19 protein-coding genes, 1 tRNA gene and 1 pseudogene are annotated in these 18695 nt (G+C 57.4%); 8 read left to right on the forward strand and 13 right to left on the reverse strand.

The window, feature by feature from the left end; translation table 11 throughout:
- Positions 1-26 precede the first annotated feature (26 nt).
- The 5 genes from AC0Z5Z_RS07510 (at position 27) to AC0Z5Z_RS07530 (ending at position 4400) form a co-directional block, all read left to right on the forward strand.
- Positions 27-722 (forward strand): ABC transporter permease, encoded by a 696-nt coding sequence (locus AC0Z5Z_RS07510; RefSeq protein ID WP_041477511.1) that lies wholly within the window; start codon positions 27-29, stop codon positions 720-722.
- Complete coding sequence (locus AC0Z5Z_RS07515) at positions 719-1408, forward strand: ABC transporter permease (RefSeq protein WP_064363372.1); 690 nt, start codon at positions 719-721, stop codon at positions 1406-1408. Before AC0Z5Z_RS07510 ends, AC0Z5Z_RS07515 begins: the two co-directional genes overlap by 4 nt.
- Positions 1389-2624 carry a methyltransferase gene (locus AC0Z5Z_RS07520; RefSeq protein ID WP_252887167.1) on the forward strand — a complete coding sequence of 412 codons (1236 nt, stop codon included), beginning with the start codon at positions 1389-1391 and terminating at the stop codon, positions 2622-2624. Before AC0Z5Z_RS07515 ends, AC0Z5Z_RS07520 begins: the two co-directional genes overlap by 20 nt.
- A 429-nt stretch (positions 2625-3053) precedes the next feature.
- Positions 3054-3129, forward strand: a tRNA-Thr gene (locus tag AC0Z5Z_RS07525).
- 281 nt (positions 3130-3410) lie between these two features.
- The gene (locus AC0Z5Z_RS07530; protein WP_485610923.1) at positions 3411-4400 is read left to right on the forward strand and encodes an Abi family protein; all 990 of its coding nucleotides are present in this window, start codon (positions 3411-3413) and stop codon (positions 4398-4400) included.
- Between the two features lie 202 nt (positions 4401-4602).
- Here AC0Z5Z_RS07530 and AC0Z5Z_RS07535 read toward each other — a convergent pair.
- A pseudogene (locus AC0Z5Z_RS07535) lies at positions 4603-4716 on the reverse strand (helix-turn-helix domain-containing protein); the annotation flags it as partial.
- A 19-nt stretch (positions 4717-4735) separates the two neighbouring features.
- On the opposite strand from AC0Z5Z_RS07535, the gene AC0Z5Z_RS07540 reads away from it, so the two are divergent.
- Both AC0Z5Z_RS07540 and AC0Z5Z_RS07545 read left to right on the forward strand, forming a co-directional pair.
- On the forward strand, positions 4736-4780 hold the full coding sequence (locus tag AC0Z5Z_RS07540; RefSeq protein ID WP_236168269.1) for a hypothetical protein: 45 nt from the start codon (positions 4736-4738) through the stop codon (positions 4778-4780).
- 333 nt (positions 4781-5113) lie between these two features.
- A complete protein-coding gene (locus tag AC0Z5Z_RS07545; RefSeq protein ID WP_095181080.1) occupies positions 5114-5911 on the forward strand; it encodes a lipopolysaccharide biosynthesis protein in 798 nt (265 codons plus the stop codon).
- Here the strand turns inward: AC0Z5Z_RS07545 and AC0Z5Z_RS07550 are convergent.
- The 3 genes from AC0Z5Z_RS07550 to AC0Z5Z_RS07560 all read right to left on the reverse strand — a co-directional run bounded on the left by AC0Z5Z_RS07550 (position 5902) and on the right by AC0Z5Z_RS07560 (position 7496).
- Positions 5902-6567 carry an RES family NAD+ phosphorylase gene (locus tag AC0Z5Z_RS07550; RefSeq protein ID WP_095181167.1) on the reverse strand — a complete coding sequence of 222 codons (666 nt, stop codon included), beginning with the start codon at positions 6565-6567 and terminating at the stop codon, positions 5902-5904. The genes AC0Z5Z_RS07545 and AC0Z5Z_RS07550 overlap by 10 nt on opposite strands.
- Before the next feature lie 11 nt (positions 6568-6578).
- Complete coding sequence (locus tag AC0Z5Z_RS07555) at positions 6579-6986, reverse strand: MbcA/ParS/Xre antitoxin family protein (RefSeq protein WP_150637943.1); 408 nt, start codon at positions 6984-6986, stop codon at positions 6579-6581.
- A 219-nt stretch (positions 6987-7205) separates the two neighbouring features.
- Entirely contained in the window at positions 7206-7496 is a 291-nt protein-coding gene (locus AC0Z5Z_RS07560) for a type II toxin-antitoxin system RelB/DinJ family antitoxin (protein WP_056787159.1), read from the reverse strand.
- 468 nt (positions 7497-7964) lie between these two features.
- Here AC0Z5Z_RS07560 and AC0Z5Z_RS07565 point away from each other — a divergent pair, with 468 nt between their 5' ends.
- Positions 7965-8891: a LysR family transcriptional regulator gene (locus AC0Z5Z_RS07565; protein WP_016772151.1), complete on the forward strand. Its 927-nt coding sequence runs from the start codon at positions 7965-7967 to the stop codon at positions 8889-8891.
- On the opposite strand, the gene AC0Z5Z_RS07570 is transcribed toward AC0Z5Z_RS07565, so the two are convergent.
- The 9 genes from AC0Z5Z_RS07570 to AC0Z5Z_RS07610 form a co-directional block, all read right to left on the reverse strand.
- Positions 8808-9125, reverse strand: a complete 318-nt coding sequence (locus AC0Z5Z_RS07570) for an AzlD domain-containing protein (protein WP_024011198.1) — start codon at positions 9123-9125, stop codon at positions 8808-8810. The two genes, AC0Z5Z_RS07565 and AC0Z5Z_RS07570, sit on opposite strands and share 84 nt — an antisense overlap.
- Entirely contained in the window at positions 9104-9820 is a 717-nt protein-coding gene (locus AC0Z5Z_RS07575) for an AzlC family ABC transporter permease (protein ID WP_016772152.1), read from the reverse strand. Before AC0Z5Z_RS07575 ends, AC0Z5Z_RS07570 begins: the two co-directional genes overlap by 22 nt.
- On the reverse strand, positions 9817-10194 hold the full coding sequence (locus AC0Z5Z_RS07580) for a GNAT family N-acetyltransferase (RefSeq protein WP_008080517.1): 378 nt from the start codon (positions 10192-10194) through the stop codon (positions 9817-9819). Before AC0Z5Z_RS07580 ends, AC0Z5Z_RS07575 begins: the two co-directional genes overlap by 4 nt.
- A 79-nt stretch (positions 10195-10273) precedes the next feature.
- The gene (locus AC0Z5Z_RS07585; RefSeq protein ID WP_041477502.1) at positions 10274-11020 is read right to left on the reverse strand and encodes a 2OG-Fe dioxygenase family protein; all 747 of its coding nucleotides are present in this window, start codon (positions 11018-11020) and stop codon (positions 10274-10276) included.
- Between the two features lie 231 nt (positions 11021-11251).
- A complete protein-coding gene (locus AC0Z5Z_RS07590; protein WP_122699900.1) occupies positions 11252-12556 on the reverse strand; it encodes an OprD family porin in 1305 nt (434 codons plus the stop codon).
- Between the two features lie 453 nt (positions 12557-13009).
- Positions 13010-13222, reverse strand: coding sequence for a hypothetical protein (locus tag AC0Z5Z_RS07595; RefSeq protein WP_056787152.1), 213 nt, complete (start codon positions 13220-13222; stop codon positions 13010-13012).
- A 245-nt stretch (positions 13223-13467) separates the two neighbouring features.
- A complete protein-coding gene (gene aguA / locus AC0Z5Z_RS07600; RefSeq protein WP_485610924.1) occupies positions 13468-14574 on the reverse strand; it encodes an agmatine deiminase in 1107 nt (368 codons plus the stop codon).
- The gene (gene aguB / locus AC0Z5Z_RS07605; RefSeq protein ID WP_485610925.1) at positions 14574-15452 is read right to left on the reverse strand and encodes an N-carbamoylputrescine amidase; all 879 of its coding nucleotides are present in this window, start codon (positions 15450-15452) and stop codon (positions 14574-14576) included. Before aguB ends, aguA begins: the two co-directional genes overlap by 1 nt.
- Positions 15453-15757: 305 nt before the next feature.
- Positions 15758-18670 carry an aminotransferase gene (locus tag AC0Z5Z_RS07610; protein WP_485610926.1) on the reverse strand — a complete coding sequence of 971 codons (2913 nt, stop codon included), beginning with the start codon at positions 18668-18670 and terminating at the stop codon, positions 15758-15760.
- Positions 18671-18695 lie beyond the last annotated feature (25 nt).

Here is an 18695-nt window from a genome sequence, read left to right on the forward strand (position 1 = left end):
GCCTGCCGCAATTTGAACAGAAACCCATGATTATCGACCTCTACGGATTCGGCCCGGCGCTCGCCGCTGGTGCGCTGATGACCGTCCAACTGGCCCTCACCGCCCTGTGCCTGGGCCTGGTGCTCGGCCTGCTCGGCGCCTTGGCCAAGACTTCCCCGTACAAGCCGCTGCAATGGCTTGGCGGTACCTACTCGACACTGGTGCGCGGCGTCCCGGAACTGCTTTGGGTGCTGTTGATCTACTTCGGTACGGTCAACCTGATGCGCGCCCTCGGTGAGTACTTCGGCAACCCCGACCTGCAACTCAACGCCTTTGCCGCTGGTGTGATCGCACTGGGTTTGTGCTTCGGCGCCTACGCCACGGAAGTGTTTCGTGGCGCCCTGCTGGCCATTCCCAAGGGCCACCGTGAGGCCGGCCAGGCCCTGGGCCTGTCGAAATGGCGGATTTTCACCCGGTTGATCATGCCGCAGATGTGGCGCATCGCCCTGCCGGGCCTGGGCAACCTGTTCATGATCCTGATGAAAGACACCGCGCTGGTATCGGTCATTGGTCTGGAAGAAATCATGCGTCACGCGCAGATCGGTGTGACCGTGTCAAAACAACCGTTCACCTTCTATATGGTCGCGGCGATCATGTACCTCGGCCTGACAGTGCTGGCGATGACCGGCATGCACTTCCTGGAAAAACGCGCCGCCCGCGGCTTTGCGAGGAGCGCGCAATGAACTGGGAAGTCATCATCAAGTGGCTGCCAAAACTGGCACAGGGCGCGACCCTGACGCTGGAACTGGTCGCCATCGCGGTCATCGCCGGCCTGCTGCTCGCCATTCCGCTGGGTATCGCCCGATCTTCGAAGCTGTGGTACGTGCGCTCGCTGCCTTACGCCTACATCTTCTTTTTCCGGGGCACGCCGTTGCTGGTGCAGCTGTTCCTGGTCTATTACGGCCTGGCGCAGTTCGACGCCGTACGTGAAAGCTCGCTGTGGCCGTACCTGCGCGATCCATTCTGGTGTGCCACGGTGACCATGACCTTGCACACAGCGGCGTACATCGCCGAGATTCTGCGCGGTGCCATTCAGGCGATTCCACCCGGTGAAATTGAAGCCGCGCGAGCCTTGGGCATGTCCAGGCCCAAAGCGATGTTCTACATCATCCTGCCCCGTGCCGCGCGCATCGGCCTGCCGGCCTACAGCAACGAAGTGATCCTGATGCTCAAGGCCAGCGCCCTGGCCAGCACCGTGACCCTGCTGGAACTGACCGGCATGGCACGCACGATCATCGCCCGCACTTATCTGCCGGTGGAGATCTTCTTCGCCGCCGGCGTGTTCTATCTGGTCATGGCTTACGTGCTGGTACGCGGCTTCAAGCTGCTGGAGCGCTGGCTGCGCGTCGATGCCTGCCAAGGCCGCTGACACTTCCTGCGTGCTGACGGGCGAGGACTTACTCGCCCGCTTCACCGCGCTGGATGCTTTTCTGATTGAGCATCAGGCGCTGTGGAAACCTCGACCGTTCACTCACCTACAACTTCCATGGGAAGCGTCCTACCCGGAGTTGTCTGCGTGGCTACGCAAGCGATCGCTGGAAGCCGCAGAACGCGCGCATAACCATCCTGCTGATCTTGTCGATGCGCCAGAGCCGTTCGCTTCATTGGCGAAGTTGTCGGCAGAGTTGAGTACGGTCGATGAGTTTCCGGGGCATGCGCTTGAGGCTGCCGGGCATCGCTTGAATGTCGATGTGCCCGGGCGCAAGTGGCAGCAGATCGAGGCGTTTGCCGGTCGCTTGTCTTTCGCTTCGCCACCGACGCATTGGTTGGATTGGTGTTCAGGCAAAGGGCACTTGGGACGGCGCTTAATGGGGTCGGGGCAGCAACTGACTTGCGTTGAATACGATCCTTTATTGGTCGCCAGCGGTCAGGCACTGAGTCAGCGTCATCACTTGCACGCCCTGCATGTCGAACAGGATGTACTCGCGGCAGACGCCCCGGCCGTATTGAACGCCGCCCACACCCCCGTCGCCCTCCACGCATGCGGTGATCTGCACGTGCGCTTGATGCATTTGGCCAGTGCTGCCGGCTGCCAGCAAATGGCGATCGCACCGTGCTGTTACAACCGCATCAGTCGTAACGAATACCAGGCCTTGTCCTGCGCAGGATCGGCATCGCTTCTACAGCTCTCGCTGGAAGATCTGGCGCTGCCGATGAACGAAACCGTCACCGCCGGTGCGCGCGTCCGGCGCCAGCGTGACACATCGATGGCTCGTCGCCTGGCTTTTGACCTGCTGCAACGGCAAGTGCGCGGCGTCGATGAATACCTGCCAACGCCCTCCCTGCCCAGCGCCTGGCTGGACAAACCGTTCGCCGATTACTGTCGCGATCTGGCTGTGCTCAAAGAGTTATCCACAATCGGTGAGGCAGATTGGCCCGCACTCGAAGCAACCGGTTGGCAGCGGTTGGCCGAAGTTCGCAATCTCGAATTGCTTTGCGGTTTGTTCCGCCGACCGCTTGAGCTCTGGCTGAATCTGGATCGGGCGCTTTTCCTCGCAGAACAGGGATACGTCGTACGCCTCGGCACCTTTTGCGACGCCTCACTCACACCGCGTAACTTACTGCTGCTCGCCGAGCGCGCCTAAAACGTTACGACCTGTGGATAACTCTGTTGATGGATTTGCTGTGGATCCAATATCTGCGCCTGTTTCGTCGCTTTAACAACACTGGTCATTTTTTGTTCACATGAATAAAAAACCTGTAAAACAGGGATTTGCGAACAAGATGAGAATGGGTTCACAACACCTCGCATAAGCCAGTATCCGCGCCCCTCAGTTGTGCATAAGCTGCCAATCAAAACGACATAACCGACGAATATTGGGCTAGCCGAGTGAATAATTGTGGGGTCATGAAAGCCGAAGCTGACCCGTACGCCCTGTATAAATGTCTTACTACGCGCGAGGTACAAAAGCAGCGCATAAATTTGCGCTGGGCCTGATTTTTCCGGAATGCAAAAATAGTCTGAATTCAGGGGTTTACAGGATCTACCCAATCGCTATAATCGTCGCCCACACGCCGGTATAGCTCAGTTGGTAGAGCAACTGACTTGTAATCAGTAGGTCCCGGGTTCGACTCCTGGTGCCGGCACCATACAAAACAAAGCCCCTGCAGAAATGCAGGGGCTTTGTTGTTTCTGGCGCTTGGAGCTCACCAGGAGGTCCGCATCGCTGCGACAAAACAAACGACGCCTTATCTCAACCAGCAGCCCCCTACTCTGCCCGCGTGCCTGGACCCGTTACAATTTCACATCAGCCCAACATTGACGGGCTCTTGCACCTACCTATAATGCACCCCAATACACCCGCCAAGCCTAGGTTGACCCAGTCAGCAAGCTCAAATCGTGCGGGTTTTTTTTGCCTGGAGAAAACTACATGAGGCCCTTCGACAAGCCGGCCCTCAGCGTAGAACAGCAATTGGAACTGCTAAAGCAACGAGGCCTGCAAGTCGCAAATGACGAGCGCGCCATGCGTTTCCTGGAAGTGGTCACGCTGTTTCGCTTGAGTCCATACATGCGCCCTTTTCAGGAAACAAACCCTGAACACACCTTCAAACCTGGTAGCACTCTGAAAGCAGTCGTCGACATCTACCGCTTCGATGGCTCGTTGCGACGCATAACCATGGATGCTATCGAACGTGTCGAAGTCGCCATACGAGCGACTATCAGCAATCACATGTGCCCTAAGTACGGGCCTGACTGGATAGCTGACGCGTCAATCTTCTCTTCTTCATATTCACATGGCGATTTATTGCGGCCCCTGCGAGATCAACTGGGCAAGGAGCGCCACAAACTGGGACGTGAGATTGATCGTATAAAAAAGAGCAGCCGAGTTGATCAGGTCCAGCAGCAGCGAATTGAAAATCGCATGCGCGATAACTATTTTCGATTCTACGGATCAACCTATGCCCATCCCGAGTTGCCGCCCGCTTGGGCTGTTCTGGAAGAGCTCAGCCTTGGGACGGTATCCACGATGTTCAATGCCATAGGCAAAAGCGTCGACAAGAAAGCGATCGCTAGCAGATTTAATCTCCCCTTCGAAGTACTGGCCTCCTGGCTCCACACTCTGACCTTCATTCGAAACTGCTGCGCCCACCACTCACGACTATGGAACAGAGAGCTCTCGATTCGACCATCCTTACCAAAAGAATGGGTCATCCAAAATGCGCCTGGCGATCGGCCTCAACCCAAGCAGCGGCTATTTATAGTACTAACGATGCTGGCGTATTTAACCGATTTGATCAGTCCAGACAGCCAGTGGAAATTTCACTTGGCCGAAATAATGGACCAGAGGGAACCGGGTGATTTGAAACTTATGGGATTTCCAGATGACTGGAAACGGCAATCGCAATGGTGTTTGGGGTAGAGGAAGCCAGAGGTCTTGTTCTTTTGCCATTGCGCGGAGAAACAGAATTGGGGACAGACCACGTTTTTCAAAAAATGACAGAGTCGCAACCTGAATTCATTTTTTACGATTTTAGTGCTGACGCCATACAAAACGAAGCCCCTGCAGAAATGCAGGGGCTTCGTTTTGTATTGCAGAGGTCAGGCCAAAGGCCTTAGTGGTATCAAGCAATATGCAAATCCCGCAACGCCTCAGGATGCTGACTTGCGACCCGCAAGAGAGTCTGCGCTGCACCCGTCGGTTGCCTGCGCCCCTGCTCCCAATCCTGCAAAGTCCGCGCTTATGCCTCGCAGTATCTGCACGAGCTAAGCAAGGCATTGATCGATGATGTGGTGAAGTAATGGATTCGCCACCAGAAAGGCATCGATGCAAACCGCCATTCGAAGCCCTCCTTGATGCGAGGGCTTTTTGCATTTCAGGCCTGCCGAAAACATGCCGGCCTTCCTCAAGGTCCCTTGGTGCGGGGACATATCCGACTTCCCTCCTGCATCTATCCAGATAACCCGCCAGCCACTGGAGCGTTCTTGGCCAACGCATGGGCTGCCCAGCAGCCAACTGGGAACTAACGCCGAGCGCAACACTCACTTACAAAGCGCGGCGCTGTGGAAGAGTCATCTCGCTTCATCACGTCAGCACAACGGACTGAACGCATGACATGGACCTAGAGACCATCGATGAACTCGACATCAAGAACGCCAAATGCCTCCCCACTTCCCCTCCACGTCAGGGACTTTGCTGACTGCCGAAATATCGCTCACGGCGCTGCATTCATCATCGTTTCGGGCAGCTCCGCGAAAGATTTTCCCATTGAACAGTTTGCCGACATCCCGATGATCACGGTGAACGGTGCGATATCCATGTTCATGGGAACAGGCATAAAGCCGTTCTTCTATGCATGCACCGACACCAGTTTTTCGATACAACAGCCTGACTTGTTTGCCTATGCGATGCGCACCAGTCAGCGAGTAGCTCTCTGGGCTCGCCAGGCCCAGGAACTGGCCGTTGAACCGACAGGTGATCTCTATCTTCTGAAGAAAGCGCCCAAACCAACCCTGACTGAATGGCTACTGCGCAACAACCAGGATCTCGTACGCAATCGCGCTGTTCTGGGTAGCCGAAACCGCAGTATCGGGTTCAGCAAAAACCTGGCCCATGGTTTTTTTGATGCCCGCACAGTCTTGTATCTCGCACTCCAACTTGCCTATCACGCAGGCTTTTCAAAGGTGATTTTGGTGGGAGCGGATATGAACCAGTCCGCGGGGCGCTTTTACGAGACTGATGGAAGCTCTATCTCGCCGTGCGGTCTGGATCAGCATTTTCATTCCAGAATACTTCCATCTCTGAAACTCATGTCCGACAAAGTCGTCGGCAAAGAGTTTGCCGTTTACAACTTGTCGCCCTCTTCGCGAATTCCTTCCGGCGTCATTCCGGTCAAAACACTCGACGAAGTCAAAGCGATAATTCAGACCTGACTGACCTCGAACACAAACGAAATTCTGCCCTCACTTGCGCTCCAGACATAGCGCAAGTGCTTGCCCTGCTTCGGAATCGATACCGCCGGCGGACGAAACGCCGCAACGCATTCATGCCCAGGCAACCGGACGCTGCTATAGAGCAAGCCCCACGACTCGACGTCGCGCAGTTGCCGCGCGAACAGCTGTGATGGGCCATAGGCCTCAGGATCAGGCTGATGCAGATGATCAAAGCCATGGCGAACGTCGTGCAGCGGCTTGATCACCTGATTGATGTAAGTACGCATGGTCAATTCGAGATCGGCTTCCTGGGTCGCCGCGAGAAAGCGTTCCTGGTGAAAACAGGTTTCAGCGATGGCCGCAGCCTGGCTGCTGGCGGCGTAATAGACGCCGAAGGTGCCGTCACTGAAACGGCTGCGTTTGCCGACGTGAGTGAACGCGGCCATCACCGGGCTGGAACCGGGGCCGGACAGACGATCTTCGGGACGTACGCGGGCAAGGACGCCGGCCTGTTCGATCAGGCGATCATTGGTCAGCGCTTCGATGGCGTAGGCAACTTCGAGGTCCTCGGGGTCGAGGACGTCTTCGAACAGCGCAATCGGCGGGAAGCTGCTGTTGACGATGCGATAGGCGCGTGGCCATGGCACGTCGACCAGCGCCGGCGCTTTCAACCGCGCACTCCGTCGAGGTAGCGGCGCACATCGGCGATATCGACCACTCGGCCCGCCAGCATGTAATCCAGGGCGGTTTTGCCATTGAACGGTGCCGCAGTGTTCGGGCTGCTGACCCACTTGTAGGCGCGCTCACGGCTATTGCTGAAGATGATGCTCAGCGCCTTGTGAATGCCCATCAGATAAGAGATGCGCTCAAGGGTATCGTTAGGCAGACGTACGTTCGGCAGGTGTTTGTATTTATAGAAGGTGGTGTTACCGACACCGCCCAGCAATGTGCGTTGCTGCTCAGCGCTGCAGCCCCAGCGCTCCATGAGGTTAAAGAAGAACTTCAGCGCGACGCGACCGGCTTCGGGGGCGTCGAGTTGTTCGCGTGGGGTGAGAGCTGGGGATGAGGTAGGCATAGACGCCTCCTGATTTTTTGTCTTAGCTGAAGACTAGTACATAACTGTAATTTTTTAGCGTTTTGATACACAAATGAACGAATCGTAATAATCAAACGCTCAGAAGCCGGAGTTAAGCCGGCTTATGTTTTTCTGCGCTATTTAAACAGTTCTGAATGACTCCCTAAACGATCCCAAGACTTCTTGAATTCAGAAGTCTGTGCACACTGTTTAGGCCGATCAGCGCGTTTTTGCGTTTTCTCCTGTTTCGCCATCAGCATTCCTTAGCATGTCGTCTATCGAGTCGAAACGCTGACGGATTTCTCGTGCTTCCATCATTGCGCGGGCCGTCTTCTCCGATGGAACTCGCACCTCGAAGGGAAGCCCCTGAGTAGCAACAACCTGTCGCAGAAAAAGTCGCATGGCGTCGCTAATGCTCAGCCCGCAAGCGTTCAAGACTTCAGTGGCACGCGCTTTCAAATCCTCATCAATGCGGCAGCGCACATCGGTAGTTTTCAGTAGTGCAGCCATTTCAATTACCTCATCGTGGTTTTGTAGCTACATCAGCGCTACCCCTGCATTGTGTTCGGAGTGATCTTTGTGGGTCAATGCGAAGTTGATAGGTGGTTATCTACCACCATGGCTCGCATGCCAGACATCCATTTCAACTCCTTTGACTGTTGGGCGCTATCAGCTGAATCGTTACTTTACCTGAGACCTATCTGCGTATGACGCAGGCAAAAAGCTAGGAAGATGTAAGCTGTTTCTCTTCGAAAAAAATCTCACCGCGCACCAAAACCACGCACTTTTTTGACCTTCATCACCCCCACTTCACCAAAAACCCCGATCCTCTGTCAGCCTCCAGCCATCGGCGGGGAAATCAATTCGCTACTAAATCCGCGACAACTATGCTCAGGTGCAGGAATATAGCCGGCATATGGCGCCGTTTCGGTCGTTTCGTAAACAACAATACCCAGCCCACTTCAGAGGGCATTACCCATGGATAGCAGAACCTTACGCAACCTCATGCGCATCGTGCAGACCGGCTCGTTGTCGGCTGCAGCCGAGCATTCGTGCCTGACCGTGCAGGCGTTGGCCGCACAGTTGAACAAGGTCGAAGAGCAGTTCGGTTTCCGCTTGTTTCGCCGTTCCAACAAGGGCCTGACGCTGACGCCGCAAGGTACGGAGCTCACGCCTTACATCGACAAAGTGTTGATCGCCACGCGACAGATGGAAGAAAAGGTCGAGGCGCTGAAGGTGCCCGGGCAGCGCACGTTGAAGGTGGCGTTGAACAACACGCTGTCGCCTGATTTCAACCGGCGCATGATCGGTCGCCTGATCGAGGTGTTTCCTGATTACCAGATGGAATTCAGCTACGCCGAGTCGATGGAAAACCTCAGCAAGCTGAAGAATGAGGACTTCGATCTGGCGGTGTTGATCGGCCCACAGCGCCCGGGGTTGCCGAGCATCGTCCTGCCGGATGTGCAGGTGCAGGTGGTCGGTGCGCATTGCGGTCAGGAGAACGATCCGCTGACTTTGCTGGGCAACAAGTTTCAGGTGCGTCCTGCGGAAGATTGTCCGTATTCCCACAGCTTCTTGCGGTTTCTCGACGCCGGGCTGGGCAATCACGAGAACGGCCAGCGCATGGTCTATTCCTGCAGCGAAACCCTGACGCTGTCGTTGATCACGCAGATGGATGCGGTCGGCATGGTCTCGCGTGAAGCGGCGCAGAAGAACGGTCTGACGATTTTTCCCGGTTTCGAGGATTTCCTCGAAGTGCGCCTGGCTGTAAACAATCCGGAGCTGTCGCACCAGGCGCTGAACGACGTCGTTGATCTGCCGCTACATGAACGAGCCGAGCGCAATGTACGCAGCCGTCCCCACCGCCACACTGAGAAAGAGGTTTTTGCTGAAATACGCACATAGCAACGTCGGAATCGCAGCATAGAATTCCGGGCGATCGAGCTGGATCTGCCGGTCCTTGATCAACAGGGGTGTGAGGCTGATCGCAGCGACGATCGCCACCGGCAGATATTCCAGCGCCCGCGCCACGAAGGGCGGCCAGTGTTCGGTGTTGATCTGCAGTGGCAAGGCGCGCGGCAGGAATGTCACCGCCATCATCAGCACCACCACCAGAATCAGGAACGTTTGGTCAGGCATACACCCACTCCGCAGCCCACGAACGTGGCGATAAATACGTTGAAGGGCGAACTGCCGATCAGGCTCAGCGCACCCATGCAGACCACGGCGGCAGCGGCGGCAATCAGTTTGTTGCGCGTGTTGCACAGCGAGACCAGCACGTAGAGCATCATCGCCGTCAGCGCGTAGTCGAGCTGATATTTGATCAAGTGCGCCGCGTACTGCGCGCAGACCGCACCGAGCAAACCGCCGAGCACCCACGAGGTGTGACAGAACAGGTTGAAGCCGATCAGGTAACGCACGTTGACCGGCGCGCCTGTACCGAGCTTGACGCTATGAAAGGCGAAGGATTCATCCGTCAGGCCACCGGCGTAAGCCCAACGCTCCATGCGGCTCAAGCCAAGGGCGCGCAGCGCCTTGGCCATGTACACCGACATCAGCATGTGCCGCGCATTGATCAGGAAAGTGGTCAGCACAATGGTGGTCAGGGAGGCGCCGCTGGAGATCAGCGCCAGCGCGGCGAACTGCGAAGCGCCGGCATAGACGAACAAGCACATCGCTACTGGCAGCCACATCGGCAGGCCGGCGTTGACCGCCATCAGCCCGAAGACAAACGACACGGTGAAATACCCGGCGACCACCGGGCTGGCTTCGGCAAACGTGCGCGACGGCTGATGAGTCGCCATCAGCGGCGCGCTGCCGGACCTTTCATTCATAGATCCCTCTCAAATGTTCGTTCGCCGTGAGGCTCGCAAAAACCCTGGGCAGTCCAGAATCGCTTGCCCGCGAGGTTAGCATCGTCGACGAACAGAAACATCCGCAGCACCCCGACCCGTTTCATGTCGGACGACGCTGCTTCAACCAGACGCTGGCCCACGCCTTGGCTGCGGTAGCGCGGGCTCACGGCCAGATGATTGATCGTGCCGCGACTGCCGAGCATGCCGCCGAGCACCGCGCCGACGATCTCGCCAGCCACATCGAACGCCAGATACGCCGTGGTGGTTTTCTGGATCAACACGCCGCGCAGGCATTTGGCGTCCTGCCATTCGCAGAACGACACTTCGTCGAACTGGCGGAAGAAGCGCTCCATGCGTTGCGCATCCTTGGCGGTGGCGCGGCGCAGTACCACTGGCGTCGAGCACTCGACGCCGTCGATTAGGGTGATCTGATTAGCGAACAATGTCGAAAGCGGTCCCGGGCCGCGAGAAGGAAATCGCCAGAATCTGCCGGTACGCCATGGCATGGGTGTGGGTATTGCGCGCCGGGGTCACGTAGTGGCGCATGTCGCGATCGAGGAAGAAGGTGGTATCGAGAATTTCCTCGTAGGTGGTCGCCGCCAGTTGATGCTCGTGAATGTCGTACAGTCGACTCTCGGCACCCTCTACGTTACTGCGGCCCCAGAAGTGCACACCGCTGAACGGATAGCCGTCGCAATGAATACCTTCAGGAGTGATTTCCAGCTGTTTGCCGGGTTTGATCTCGATGCGGATCTGATGGATCTGGCACTGCCAGATTTCATCGTGCAACTCTTCCGGCAGGACACTTTTGTACACTTCGAAATCGGTGTCGATCAGGCTGCGCATCACCGGGGAAGAGATCACTTCTTCGGAAAAGTCTTGGAAGTGGCGCACCACGCCACCGACGTAAGCGTTGTTCTCTTTCGATTGCACATAAGCGCGATGCTCAAGTTGCTTGAGTTCGCGGGTTTTCGGGTTGTATTCAAAGTCGCTGTAACGACGATAACGCATGCCGGCTTCGGCCTGACCGTAATAGCTGTCAGGCTCCATGTTCTCCCAACTTTTGGTCAGTCTGACGAAGTCGGCAAAATGACCGTAGAGATTGAAGTCACCACCCTGGACGTTGACAAACTTGTCGCGCCGTAGCGATTCGCCCACTTCTCTGTTCAAAACGATCATTACCAAATTCTCCGCTGCGTTGAACGCCCTAATCTATTGGGTGGAGAATTTGCGTCCATGAGAAAGAATTTCAGGCATTTGAAGCACTGCTTGAAACGGAATCTGCAGCGCTTGAAAAACGACTTTTATATGACAAGAACACCGGTTATTTGCGGTTTTCGCTGAAAAACCGGCGAAAAAAAACCCCGAACGAATCGGGGTTTTCTCATTTTTCTTACAGCGGATCGATCATCAGAAGATGTTGATCGGATAGTCCACGAATACACGCAGCTCGTTACCGCTGACGTTGTACTCGCTGGATTTCTGCGATACCCGCAGGATCGAGCTGCGCAGCTTCACGCTCAGGTCTTTGGCCGGGCCACTCTGCACGACGTACTTGAACTGGTTGAAGATTTCGCGCTCGGTGCCGCCTTCGCTGGTGGACGTGGTGATGTTGTCGCCGCGCACGTAAGCGAAGTTGTAGCTCAGACCCGGAACGCCGAACGAACCAAAGTCCAGACCGTAACCCAGCTGCCAGCTGCGTTCGTCTTCGGCGTTGAAGTCAGACCAGTAGGAGTTGGCCAGATAGATGGAGTTACCACCGTCGCCGACACGGCCCTGATCTTTCTGGTAGCCACCATAGGCGTAACCGAGGTTGCTGTCGCCAGTAGAACGCTGATGCGCCACGGTGAACGAGTGCGGGCCGGTGGCGAAGGTGGCTGCCAGGCTCCAGATCTTGTTGTCGCGACCGGTGACGATGCTTTCGCCCGGTACGGTGTTTTCGCGTACGTACGAGCTGTCCAGCTTGGTGCGATAACCGTTGAAATCCAGGGTCAGCGACTGATCCTTGTTGAACGGAATCACATAGTTGGCATTCACGTACTGTTTCTTCAAGACGTCCTCAACGTCGGACGCATACAGCGCGCCTTTGAAGTGTTCGGTGAACTGATAGCTGCCGCCCAACACGTTGATCGACTTCAGACCGCCGCTGTCGCGGCCTTCATCGCTTTTGCGCGATTCGGCGGTGAAACGACCGGCGTTCAATTCCAGGCCTTCGATTTCACGGGAAGTGACCAAAGTACCGGTGTAGCTTTCCGGCAGCAGACGCACGTTGTCGTAGCTCAGCACCGGCAGGGCCGGCATCTGGTCGCCATAGGTCAACACGGTGTTGGAAACACGAAACTTGACCGCAGCACCGCCCTTGGCGATGTCGTGGTTCGCACGACCGTCATTTTCCTGTTTGAAGAAGTCGATGCCGCCGGCGCCGCTACGGCCCTTGCCGCCGTCCAAGCGCAATGCGTACAGACCGAAAGCGTCCACGCCGACACCAACGGTGCCTTGGGTGAAGCCCGACGAGAACGTACCGATGGCCGCTTGGCCCCATTCGGCCTTGTCCTTGTTACCGTCTTTGTAATCACGATTGATGTAGGCGTTGCGCAACAGCACTTTAAGGCTGCTGTCTTCAACGAAACCCTTGGATTCGGCCTGGTCGTTAGCCATGGCCTGTGTAGCACTCAACATCCCCAGTGCGATCAGACTGATTCGCTTGTTCAACATTTTGTTTTCCTTATTACGGGTTGAAACGCGCTGTGTCGAACGGCTGAAACGGCGCTTTCTGCACTCTTGTATTCACCCCGAAACAAAAAAGCCCGCCGACGTAACGTCCTGGCGGGCCTGCTCCTTATTTTGAGTCATGGCGGTTAGCCACAGGCGTTGGGCCGAATCGTAGCCGCGCCCTGAACTGTGTGTCAATTTCAAGAATCGTCTTTAAATAGGCGAAAAACGTCTAAGAAACGTAATTTTTTTGCTGGGCGGTTGCAGAAAAATGAGGTTAAGCAGGGAGTTCTGAACTGTGGGAGCGAGCCTGCTCGCGAACGCGCATAAAGTCATTGGCAGGGCTGACGTCATCGCGAGCAGGCTCGCTCCCACCTTTGAATGCCTGTGGATAAAAATCAGGCCAAAAAAAGCGCCGCCATCCCGGCAGCGCTTTTTGACCAATCCCTGTTGTTCCTATCCTTCCATCACATCCCACAAGGCTTCCAGCTCGGCCTCGCTGAACAGGCCAGCGGGGTAACGCTCGATCATCATCCGGCGCGGATCAGGTTCTCTGATCTGACGCGTTCCATTGGACTTCAACCAGTGCGCGACAAGCTGGAGCGATTCGCCGTTGACGGCCATGGGATGCACAGTCCGCTCGCTGATTACGTTCACTTCGGCGTTCATTTCAGCGCTCTCTCCCCGTTCGTGAGCGGCTACGTTATCCAAGGTTTGTGACAGAACTGTTGAAGTTCCCCTCCCTCCCTAGTGCATCAGGAGCAATACAAGAGCTATGCCAAGGCGACTCGAATGTGGACCGGCGGATACAAACAAGCCCGCGGTCCTGACGGGCTGCGGGCTTGCTTTCATGGGTAGCGAGCTAATCATTGCCTGACTGATTTGTTAATCAACTCAAGCTGTTACGACTCAACTCACTCTTTGTGCGGCGCTGGCTGCTGTTGGGTAAGGCAGTGAATATTGCCGCCACCCAGTAACAGTTCACGGCCCGGCACCATCACCACTTCGTGCTGCGGGAACAGCTTCTGCAGAATTTCCCTGGCCGGGGCATCCATCGGGTCGTCGAAGCTCGGCGCGATGATGCCGCCGTTGACGATCAGGAAGTTCACGTAGGAGCCGGCCAGGCGCACGGAAGGGTTGCGCTCCTGCGAACCGTCCACCGGATCGACCCCGGCGCATTCTTCTTCGGTCGCATAGAGCGGCCCCGGAATCGGCATTTTGTGCACCGTGAACGGGCGGCCCTTGGCGTCGGTGCTGCTTTGCAGCACTTTCATTGCGGCCTGGCAGCGCGGGTAGTTCGGATCCTGCGGATCATCGGTCCACGCCAGCAACACTTCGCTCGGACGCACGTAACAGCAGAAGTTATCCACATGGCCGTCGGTTTCATCATTGAACAAGCCATCCGGCAGCCAGATGATCTTGTCCACAGACAGGTTGTCGCTGAGTACGGCTTCGATTTCTTCGCGGCTCAGGTGCGGGTTGCGATTGCGGTTGAGCAGGCATTCTTCAGTGGTGATCAGCGTGCCTTCGCCATCGACATGGATCGAACCGCCTTCGAGCACGAAACCTTCGGTGCGGTAACGTGGACTGCGTTCGATCTCGAGGATCTTGCCGCCGACCTGCGAATCACGGTTCCACGGTGCATACAGGCCGCCATCGAAACCGCCCCAGGCGTTGAAATCCCAGTTCACACCCCGCACTTCGCCATGGTTATTGATAACGAAGGTCGGGCCGCTGTCACGAACCCAGGCATCGTCGCTGGACATTTCCACCACGCGGATATTCGGCACATCGAGGCGCGCGCGGGCGTTTTCGTATTGGCCGGCGGAGACGGCAACGGTCACCGGCTCGAAGCGGGCGATGGCTTTGGCCACTGTGGCGTGCGCGGCCTGCGCCGGTTTGCCACCCAGACGCCAGTTGTCCGGGCGCTCGGGCCAGATCATCCAGGTCTGGGTTTGTGGCGCCCACTCGGCCGGCATGTAGAAGCCGTCGGCGCGCGGGGTACTTTTCAATGTGGTCATCAGGACTCCAGGAAACCGTCGAGGGTTTTCAACGCGCCGTACAGATTCGGCCGGCGGTCGCGGAATGAACCCCACGCGCTGCGAATATGTTCCAGCTCGTCGAGGTTGAACGTGTGCACAAGAATACCTTCTTCGGTTTTATTCAGCTCCTGCACTTTTTCGCCGAACTGGTTGGCGATGAACGAAGAGCCATAGAAGGTGATGTCGTAGCCGTCCTGCTCTTCATTGCCGATGCGGTTGCTGGCAACCAGCGGCATCAGGTTGGCGCCGGCATGGCCCTGCTGCACTCGCTGCCAGTGGTCGCGCGAAGAAATGGTCTTGTCGTGCGGCTCGCTGCCGATCGCGGTTGGATAAAAGAGAATTTCCGCGCCTTGCAGGGCCATGCTGCGCGCCGCTTCCGGGAACCACTGGTCCCAGCAGATGCCGACGCCGATTTTCGCGTAACGGGTATTCCACACCTTGAAGCCGGTGTCGCCCGGGTTGAAGTAATACTTCTCGTGATAGCCCGGGCCGTCCGGAATGTGGCTTTTACGATAAATCCCGAGGTTGCTGCCGTCGGCGTCGATGATCGCGATGCTGTTGAAGCGTGCACGCCCGGCCAGTTCGTAGAAGCTGATCGGCAGCACCACTTGCAGCTCTTTGGCAATTTTCCGGAAATGCTTGATGGCGACGTTTTCTTCAACCGTCGTTGCCAGTTGCAGGTAATCCGGATTGGGCTTCTGGCAGAAGTACGGTGCCTCGAACAGTTCCTGGATGAGGATGATCTGCGCGCCTTTGCCGGCGGCTTCACGGACCAGTCTTTCAGCGGTTTCGAGGTTGGCTTCCAGGTCCCACGAACAGGCCATCTGCGTGGCGGCGACGGTAACGATACGGCTCATGAATCATCTCCGGGCTAGTGCTTTGACGGTCGAAGAATTCAACCGAAAAGAAAACGCGCGCACCGGACAAGAGATCGCCATGCCGGAGCAATGGCGAATTTATAACCGATAAATATCGGCTTTAAAAGCTATAAATCATTAATCTCTTCGCTTTAACGCTAATTAAATCGATAGAAATCGAACTTAAGACCGAAAACAAATGTGGGAGCGAGCCTGCTCGCGAATGCGCTGTGTCAGTCACCGCATGTGGCGACTGATACACAGCTTTCGCGAGCAGGCTCGCTCCCACAGGGGATGTGCCTTGCTTACAGGCCTTCGCTCAACACCCGATCCAGCATTTCGACGAAGAAATCCACGCTCTGGCGCGACGTCACCATCGGTGGCTTGATCTTGAGGATGTTCAAGTCATCGCCCGTCGGCTGCATGAAGATCCCCAACTCGCGCAGGCGATCACACAGCAACGCTGTCTCGGCGGTTGCCGGTTCCAGCGTCTGCCGATTGCGGATCAGCTCCAGCCCCAGATAAAACCCGGAGCCGTGTACCGCGCCGACCAGCGGATGTTTATCGATTAACGCTTCCAGGCGCGCCTTGAAGTAACCGCCGACGACCTGGGCGTTTTCCCAGAGCTTTTCCTCCTCCATCACATCCAGCACCGCCATGCCGATCTGGCAACTGACCGGACTGCCGCCCGCCGACGAGAAGAAATAACCTTCGGCCTCCAGCGCCTCGGCGATTTCCCGGCGGGTGATCACCGCGCCAAGTGGCTGACCGTTACCCATGCCTTTGGCCATGGTGATGATGTCCGGCACTACGTCCTGCTCTTCGAAGCCCCAGAAAAAATGGCCCATGCGCCCGTAACCGACCTGCACTTCGTCAGCGATGCACACCCCGCCCTGCGCGCGGACCTTTTCATACACCTGCGGCAGATAGCCCGGCGGTAAAGAAATACCCCCGGCATTACCGTAGACCGGCTCGCAGATGAAACCGGCCAGTTGCCGCTTTTGCTCGGCCAGTTTTTGCAGGTGATGTTCGACGCTGCGCACGTAATCCGGCGCCGAATCCGCGCCACGGAATTCTCCCCGATAAGTGTTCGGCGCCGGCACCGGATGCACCCAGTCCGGGCGACTTTCCAGCGCCCTCGGGTTGTCGGCAATCGACGTCGATACCGCATCGGCACCGATCGTCCAGCCGTGATACGCCTCGAGCACGCTGATCATGTCGCGCCCGCCGCTGAAAGCCCAGGCCAGACGAATCGCCAGGTCATTGGCCTCGCTGCCGCTGTTGACCAGGAACACGCGATCCATGCCCTTCGGCGCCAGCTTGAGCAAGCGCTCGGAAAACTCGGCGACCGCCGCATAGTTGAAGCGCGAATTGGTATTGAGCAATGACCACTGCCGCGCCGCGACCGCCGCCATCCGAGGGTGACCATGGCCGAGAACCGCGACGTTGTTGAGCATGTCCAGATAGGATCGGCCGTGCATGTCGATCAGGTGATTGCGCCAGCCGCGTTCAATACGTGGCGGGTCAACGTAATAGTGTTTTTGCGTGCGGGCGAAACTGGCATCGCGGCGTTCGAGCAGGGTTTGCGCGTCCAGCTCAGGCTCGGCGTCGCAGGCCAGCCCGAGCAAAGTCGCCGGTGACGGGCACACCGCCTGCCATGCGGATGCACGGGACGGCGTGCAGAACAGCGGCGCGTCGAGTTCTGCTCCCCGGCACATCTGCACTAGCAGCGGGCCCGTGACCGTACCGAGCTTCTGGCCTCGATCCAGTGCCGCGTCATGGCCAAGAACTGGCGTCACGCCCCACAGGCGAACGCTGAACTGCGGGCCATCGAGTTGCAGCGCCCCGTTTGCCGCTTGATTCAGAACGCCGGGGAACGGTGCTTGCACCTCGCTTCCGGTCGGCACACGCAATTCGACATGCAACGGGAACGTATCCGGTTCAGTCGCACTGTCCGGGCGGGTGCGTGACAAGCGGTACTGGCCATAACGCGTCGCCGCCAGCCCATGGACCGCTGCTGCTTCTGTCAGCAAGCGCTGATCAATGCCCGGCTGCTCCCAATTGCCCGCTTCGAAATGCGGACTCAACACGCCCAGATCGATCAGCGCAAATTCACGCCCGACCAGCCCGGGCAACAATGGTGCAAATTCTGTGTTTTCAGCCTCCGGCACGGTCTGTCCCACGGCGGTGAGAATCGCCGCTTCCATCAGCTCCAGTGGCACCGAGGTCGCGACGCGGAAGATTTCCCACTCGTGGCTGAGATTGTCGCGGCTATAAGTATTGGCGGGATCGATGCTCACCTGTTGCTCGCCACTGAGCACCAGCACCGCCGCCCGCGCCACGATCAAGGGCCACAGCGCTTGCAGTTCTGCGTACTGCAACGGATTGACCGCGTGATACGCCTTGACCGCCGGCAGGATGACAAACGGATCGCCATCGGCGTGATGCAGCAAAGCCGCACAGGTCACGGACAAATCAGTGATGCGCCAGGTGCGCACCAGATCACCGAAGTCGATCACCCCCTGCAATTGCCAATGCCGCTGGGCATCACGCGCCCAGACGACGTTGTCATCGGTGATATCCATGTGAATCGCCTGCACCGGCAGCTTGTCCAGCAGCGGCTGCAAACGGCGCTCGGCCTGCTCGGCGGCAGCGCTCATCACCGCACGCTGCTGCACGTCCGAGATCACCGGCAACAGATGACTGATCAAAGCGTTGGCGTGACGCGCGTCCCACTGCAAGGTGCGTTCAAGGCCCGGGTGATCGAAGCCTGCGAGCGCCAGATCCATCTCGCCACAGAGTCGGCCAAACCCGGCAACCACGTCCTGGCCAAGATGATCGAAATCGGTCAACGGCTGCCCGTCGATGTACTCCAACAACCGCACATGCACCGTTTCGCCATTGGCTTGCAACGACAACAGATCCGCACCGTTATTGGCTGCGATGACGCGCGGCACCTTGATCGCCGAGTGCTCGGCCAGATAATTGAGGCCTGCGTGCTGGGCTTGCAGCTCCACAAGAGCGTAATCGCCACGACAGACTTTCAGCACAAAGCGCCCATTTGCGCTGTCGACGCGGTAATTCAGATCCTGCTGGCTGCCCAGCGCCTGCAACGTGCCGCCAAGTCCGTAATATTCGGCCAGCCATTGCAGCGCCTGCGCCTCTGAAACCTGCGGACCGGGCAAACTGGCGCGATGAATCAACGTGGCGAGCGGCATGAAACGACCCCTGAAATTTTATTAG

It is taken from the genome of Pseudomonas sp. 1L-E-NC-VB-C3, from assembly GCF_057291535.1.

Coding starts and splice junctions, on each gene's coding strand:
- AC0Z5Z_RS07520 (WP_252887167.1), top strand. CDS start 1,389: ATGCCTGCCAAGGCCGCTGACACTTCCTGCGTGCTGACGGGCGAGGAC.
- AC0Z5Z_RS07530 (WP_485610923.1), top strand. CDS start 3,411: ATGAGGCCCTTCGACAAGCCGGCCCTCAGCGTAGAACAGCAATTGGAA.
- aguA (WP_485610924.1), bottom strand. CDS start 14,574: ATGACCACATTGAAAAGTACCCCGCGCGCCGACGGCTTCTACATGCCG.
- AC0Z5Z_RS07560 (WP_056787159.1), bottom strand. CDS start 7,496: ATGGCTGCACTACTGAAAACTACCGATGTGCGCTGCCGCATTGATGAG.
- aguB (WP_485610925.1), bottom strand. CDS start 15,452: ATGAGCCGTATCGTTACCGTCGCCGCCACGCAGATGGCCTGTTCGTGG.
- AC0Z5Z_RS07590 (WP_122699900.1), bottom strand. CDS start 12,556: ATGTTGAACAAGCGAATCAGTCTGATCGCACTGGGGATGTTGAGTGCT.
- AC0Z5Z_RS07515 (WP_064363372.1), top strand. CDS start 719: ATGAACTGGGAAGTCATCATCAAGTGGCTGCCAAAACTGGCACAGGGC.
- AC0Z5Z_RS07575 (WP_016772152.1), bottom strand. CDS start 9,820: ATGAATGAAAGGTCCGGCAGCGCGCCGCTGATGGCGACTCATCAGCCG.
- AC0Z5Z_RS07585 (WP_041477502.1), bottom strand. CDS start 11,020: ATGATCGTTTTGAACAGAGAAGTGGGCGAATCGCTACGGCGCGACAAG.
- AC0Z5Z_RS07595 (WP_056787152.1), bottom strand. CDS start 13,222: ATGAACGCCGAAGTGAACGTAATCAGCGAGCGGACTGTGCATCCCATG.
- AC0Z5Z_RS07510 (WP_041477511.1), top strand. CDS start 27: ATGATTATCGACCTCTACGGATTCGGCCCGGCGCTCGCCGCTGGTGCG.
- AC0Z5Z_RS07570 (WP_024011198.1), bottom strand. CDS start 9,125: ATGCCTGACCAAACGTTCCTGATTCTGGTGGTGGTGCTGATGATGGCG.
- AC0Z5Z_RS07545 (WP_095181080.1), top strand. CDS start 5,114: ATGAACTCGACATCAAGAACGCCAAATGCCTCCCCACTTCCCCTCCAC.
- AC0Z5Z_RS07580 (WP_008080517.1), bottom strand. CDS start 10,194: ATGGAGCGCTTCTTCCGCCAGTTCGACGAAGTGTCGTTCTGCGAATGG.
- AC0Z5Z_RS07610 (WP_485610926.1), bottom strand. CDS start 18,670: ATGCCGCTCGCCACGTTGATTCATCGCGCCAGTTTGCCCGGTCCGCAG.
- AC0Z5Z_RS07565 (WP_016772151.1), top strand. CDS start 7,965: ATGGATAGCAGAACCTTACGCAACCTCATGCGCATCGTGCAGACCGGC.
- AC0Z5Z_RS07555 (WP_150637943.1), bottom strand. CDS start 6,986: ATGCCTACCTCATCCCCAGCTCTCACCCCACGCGAACAACTCGACGCC.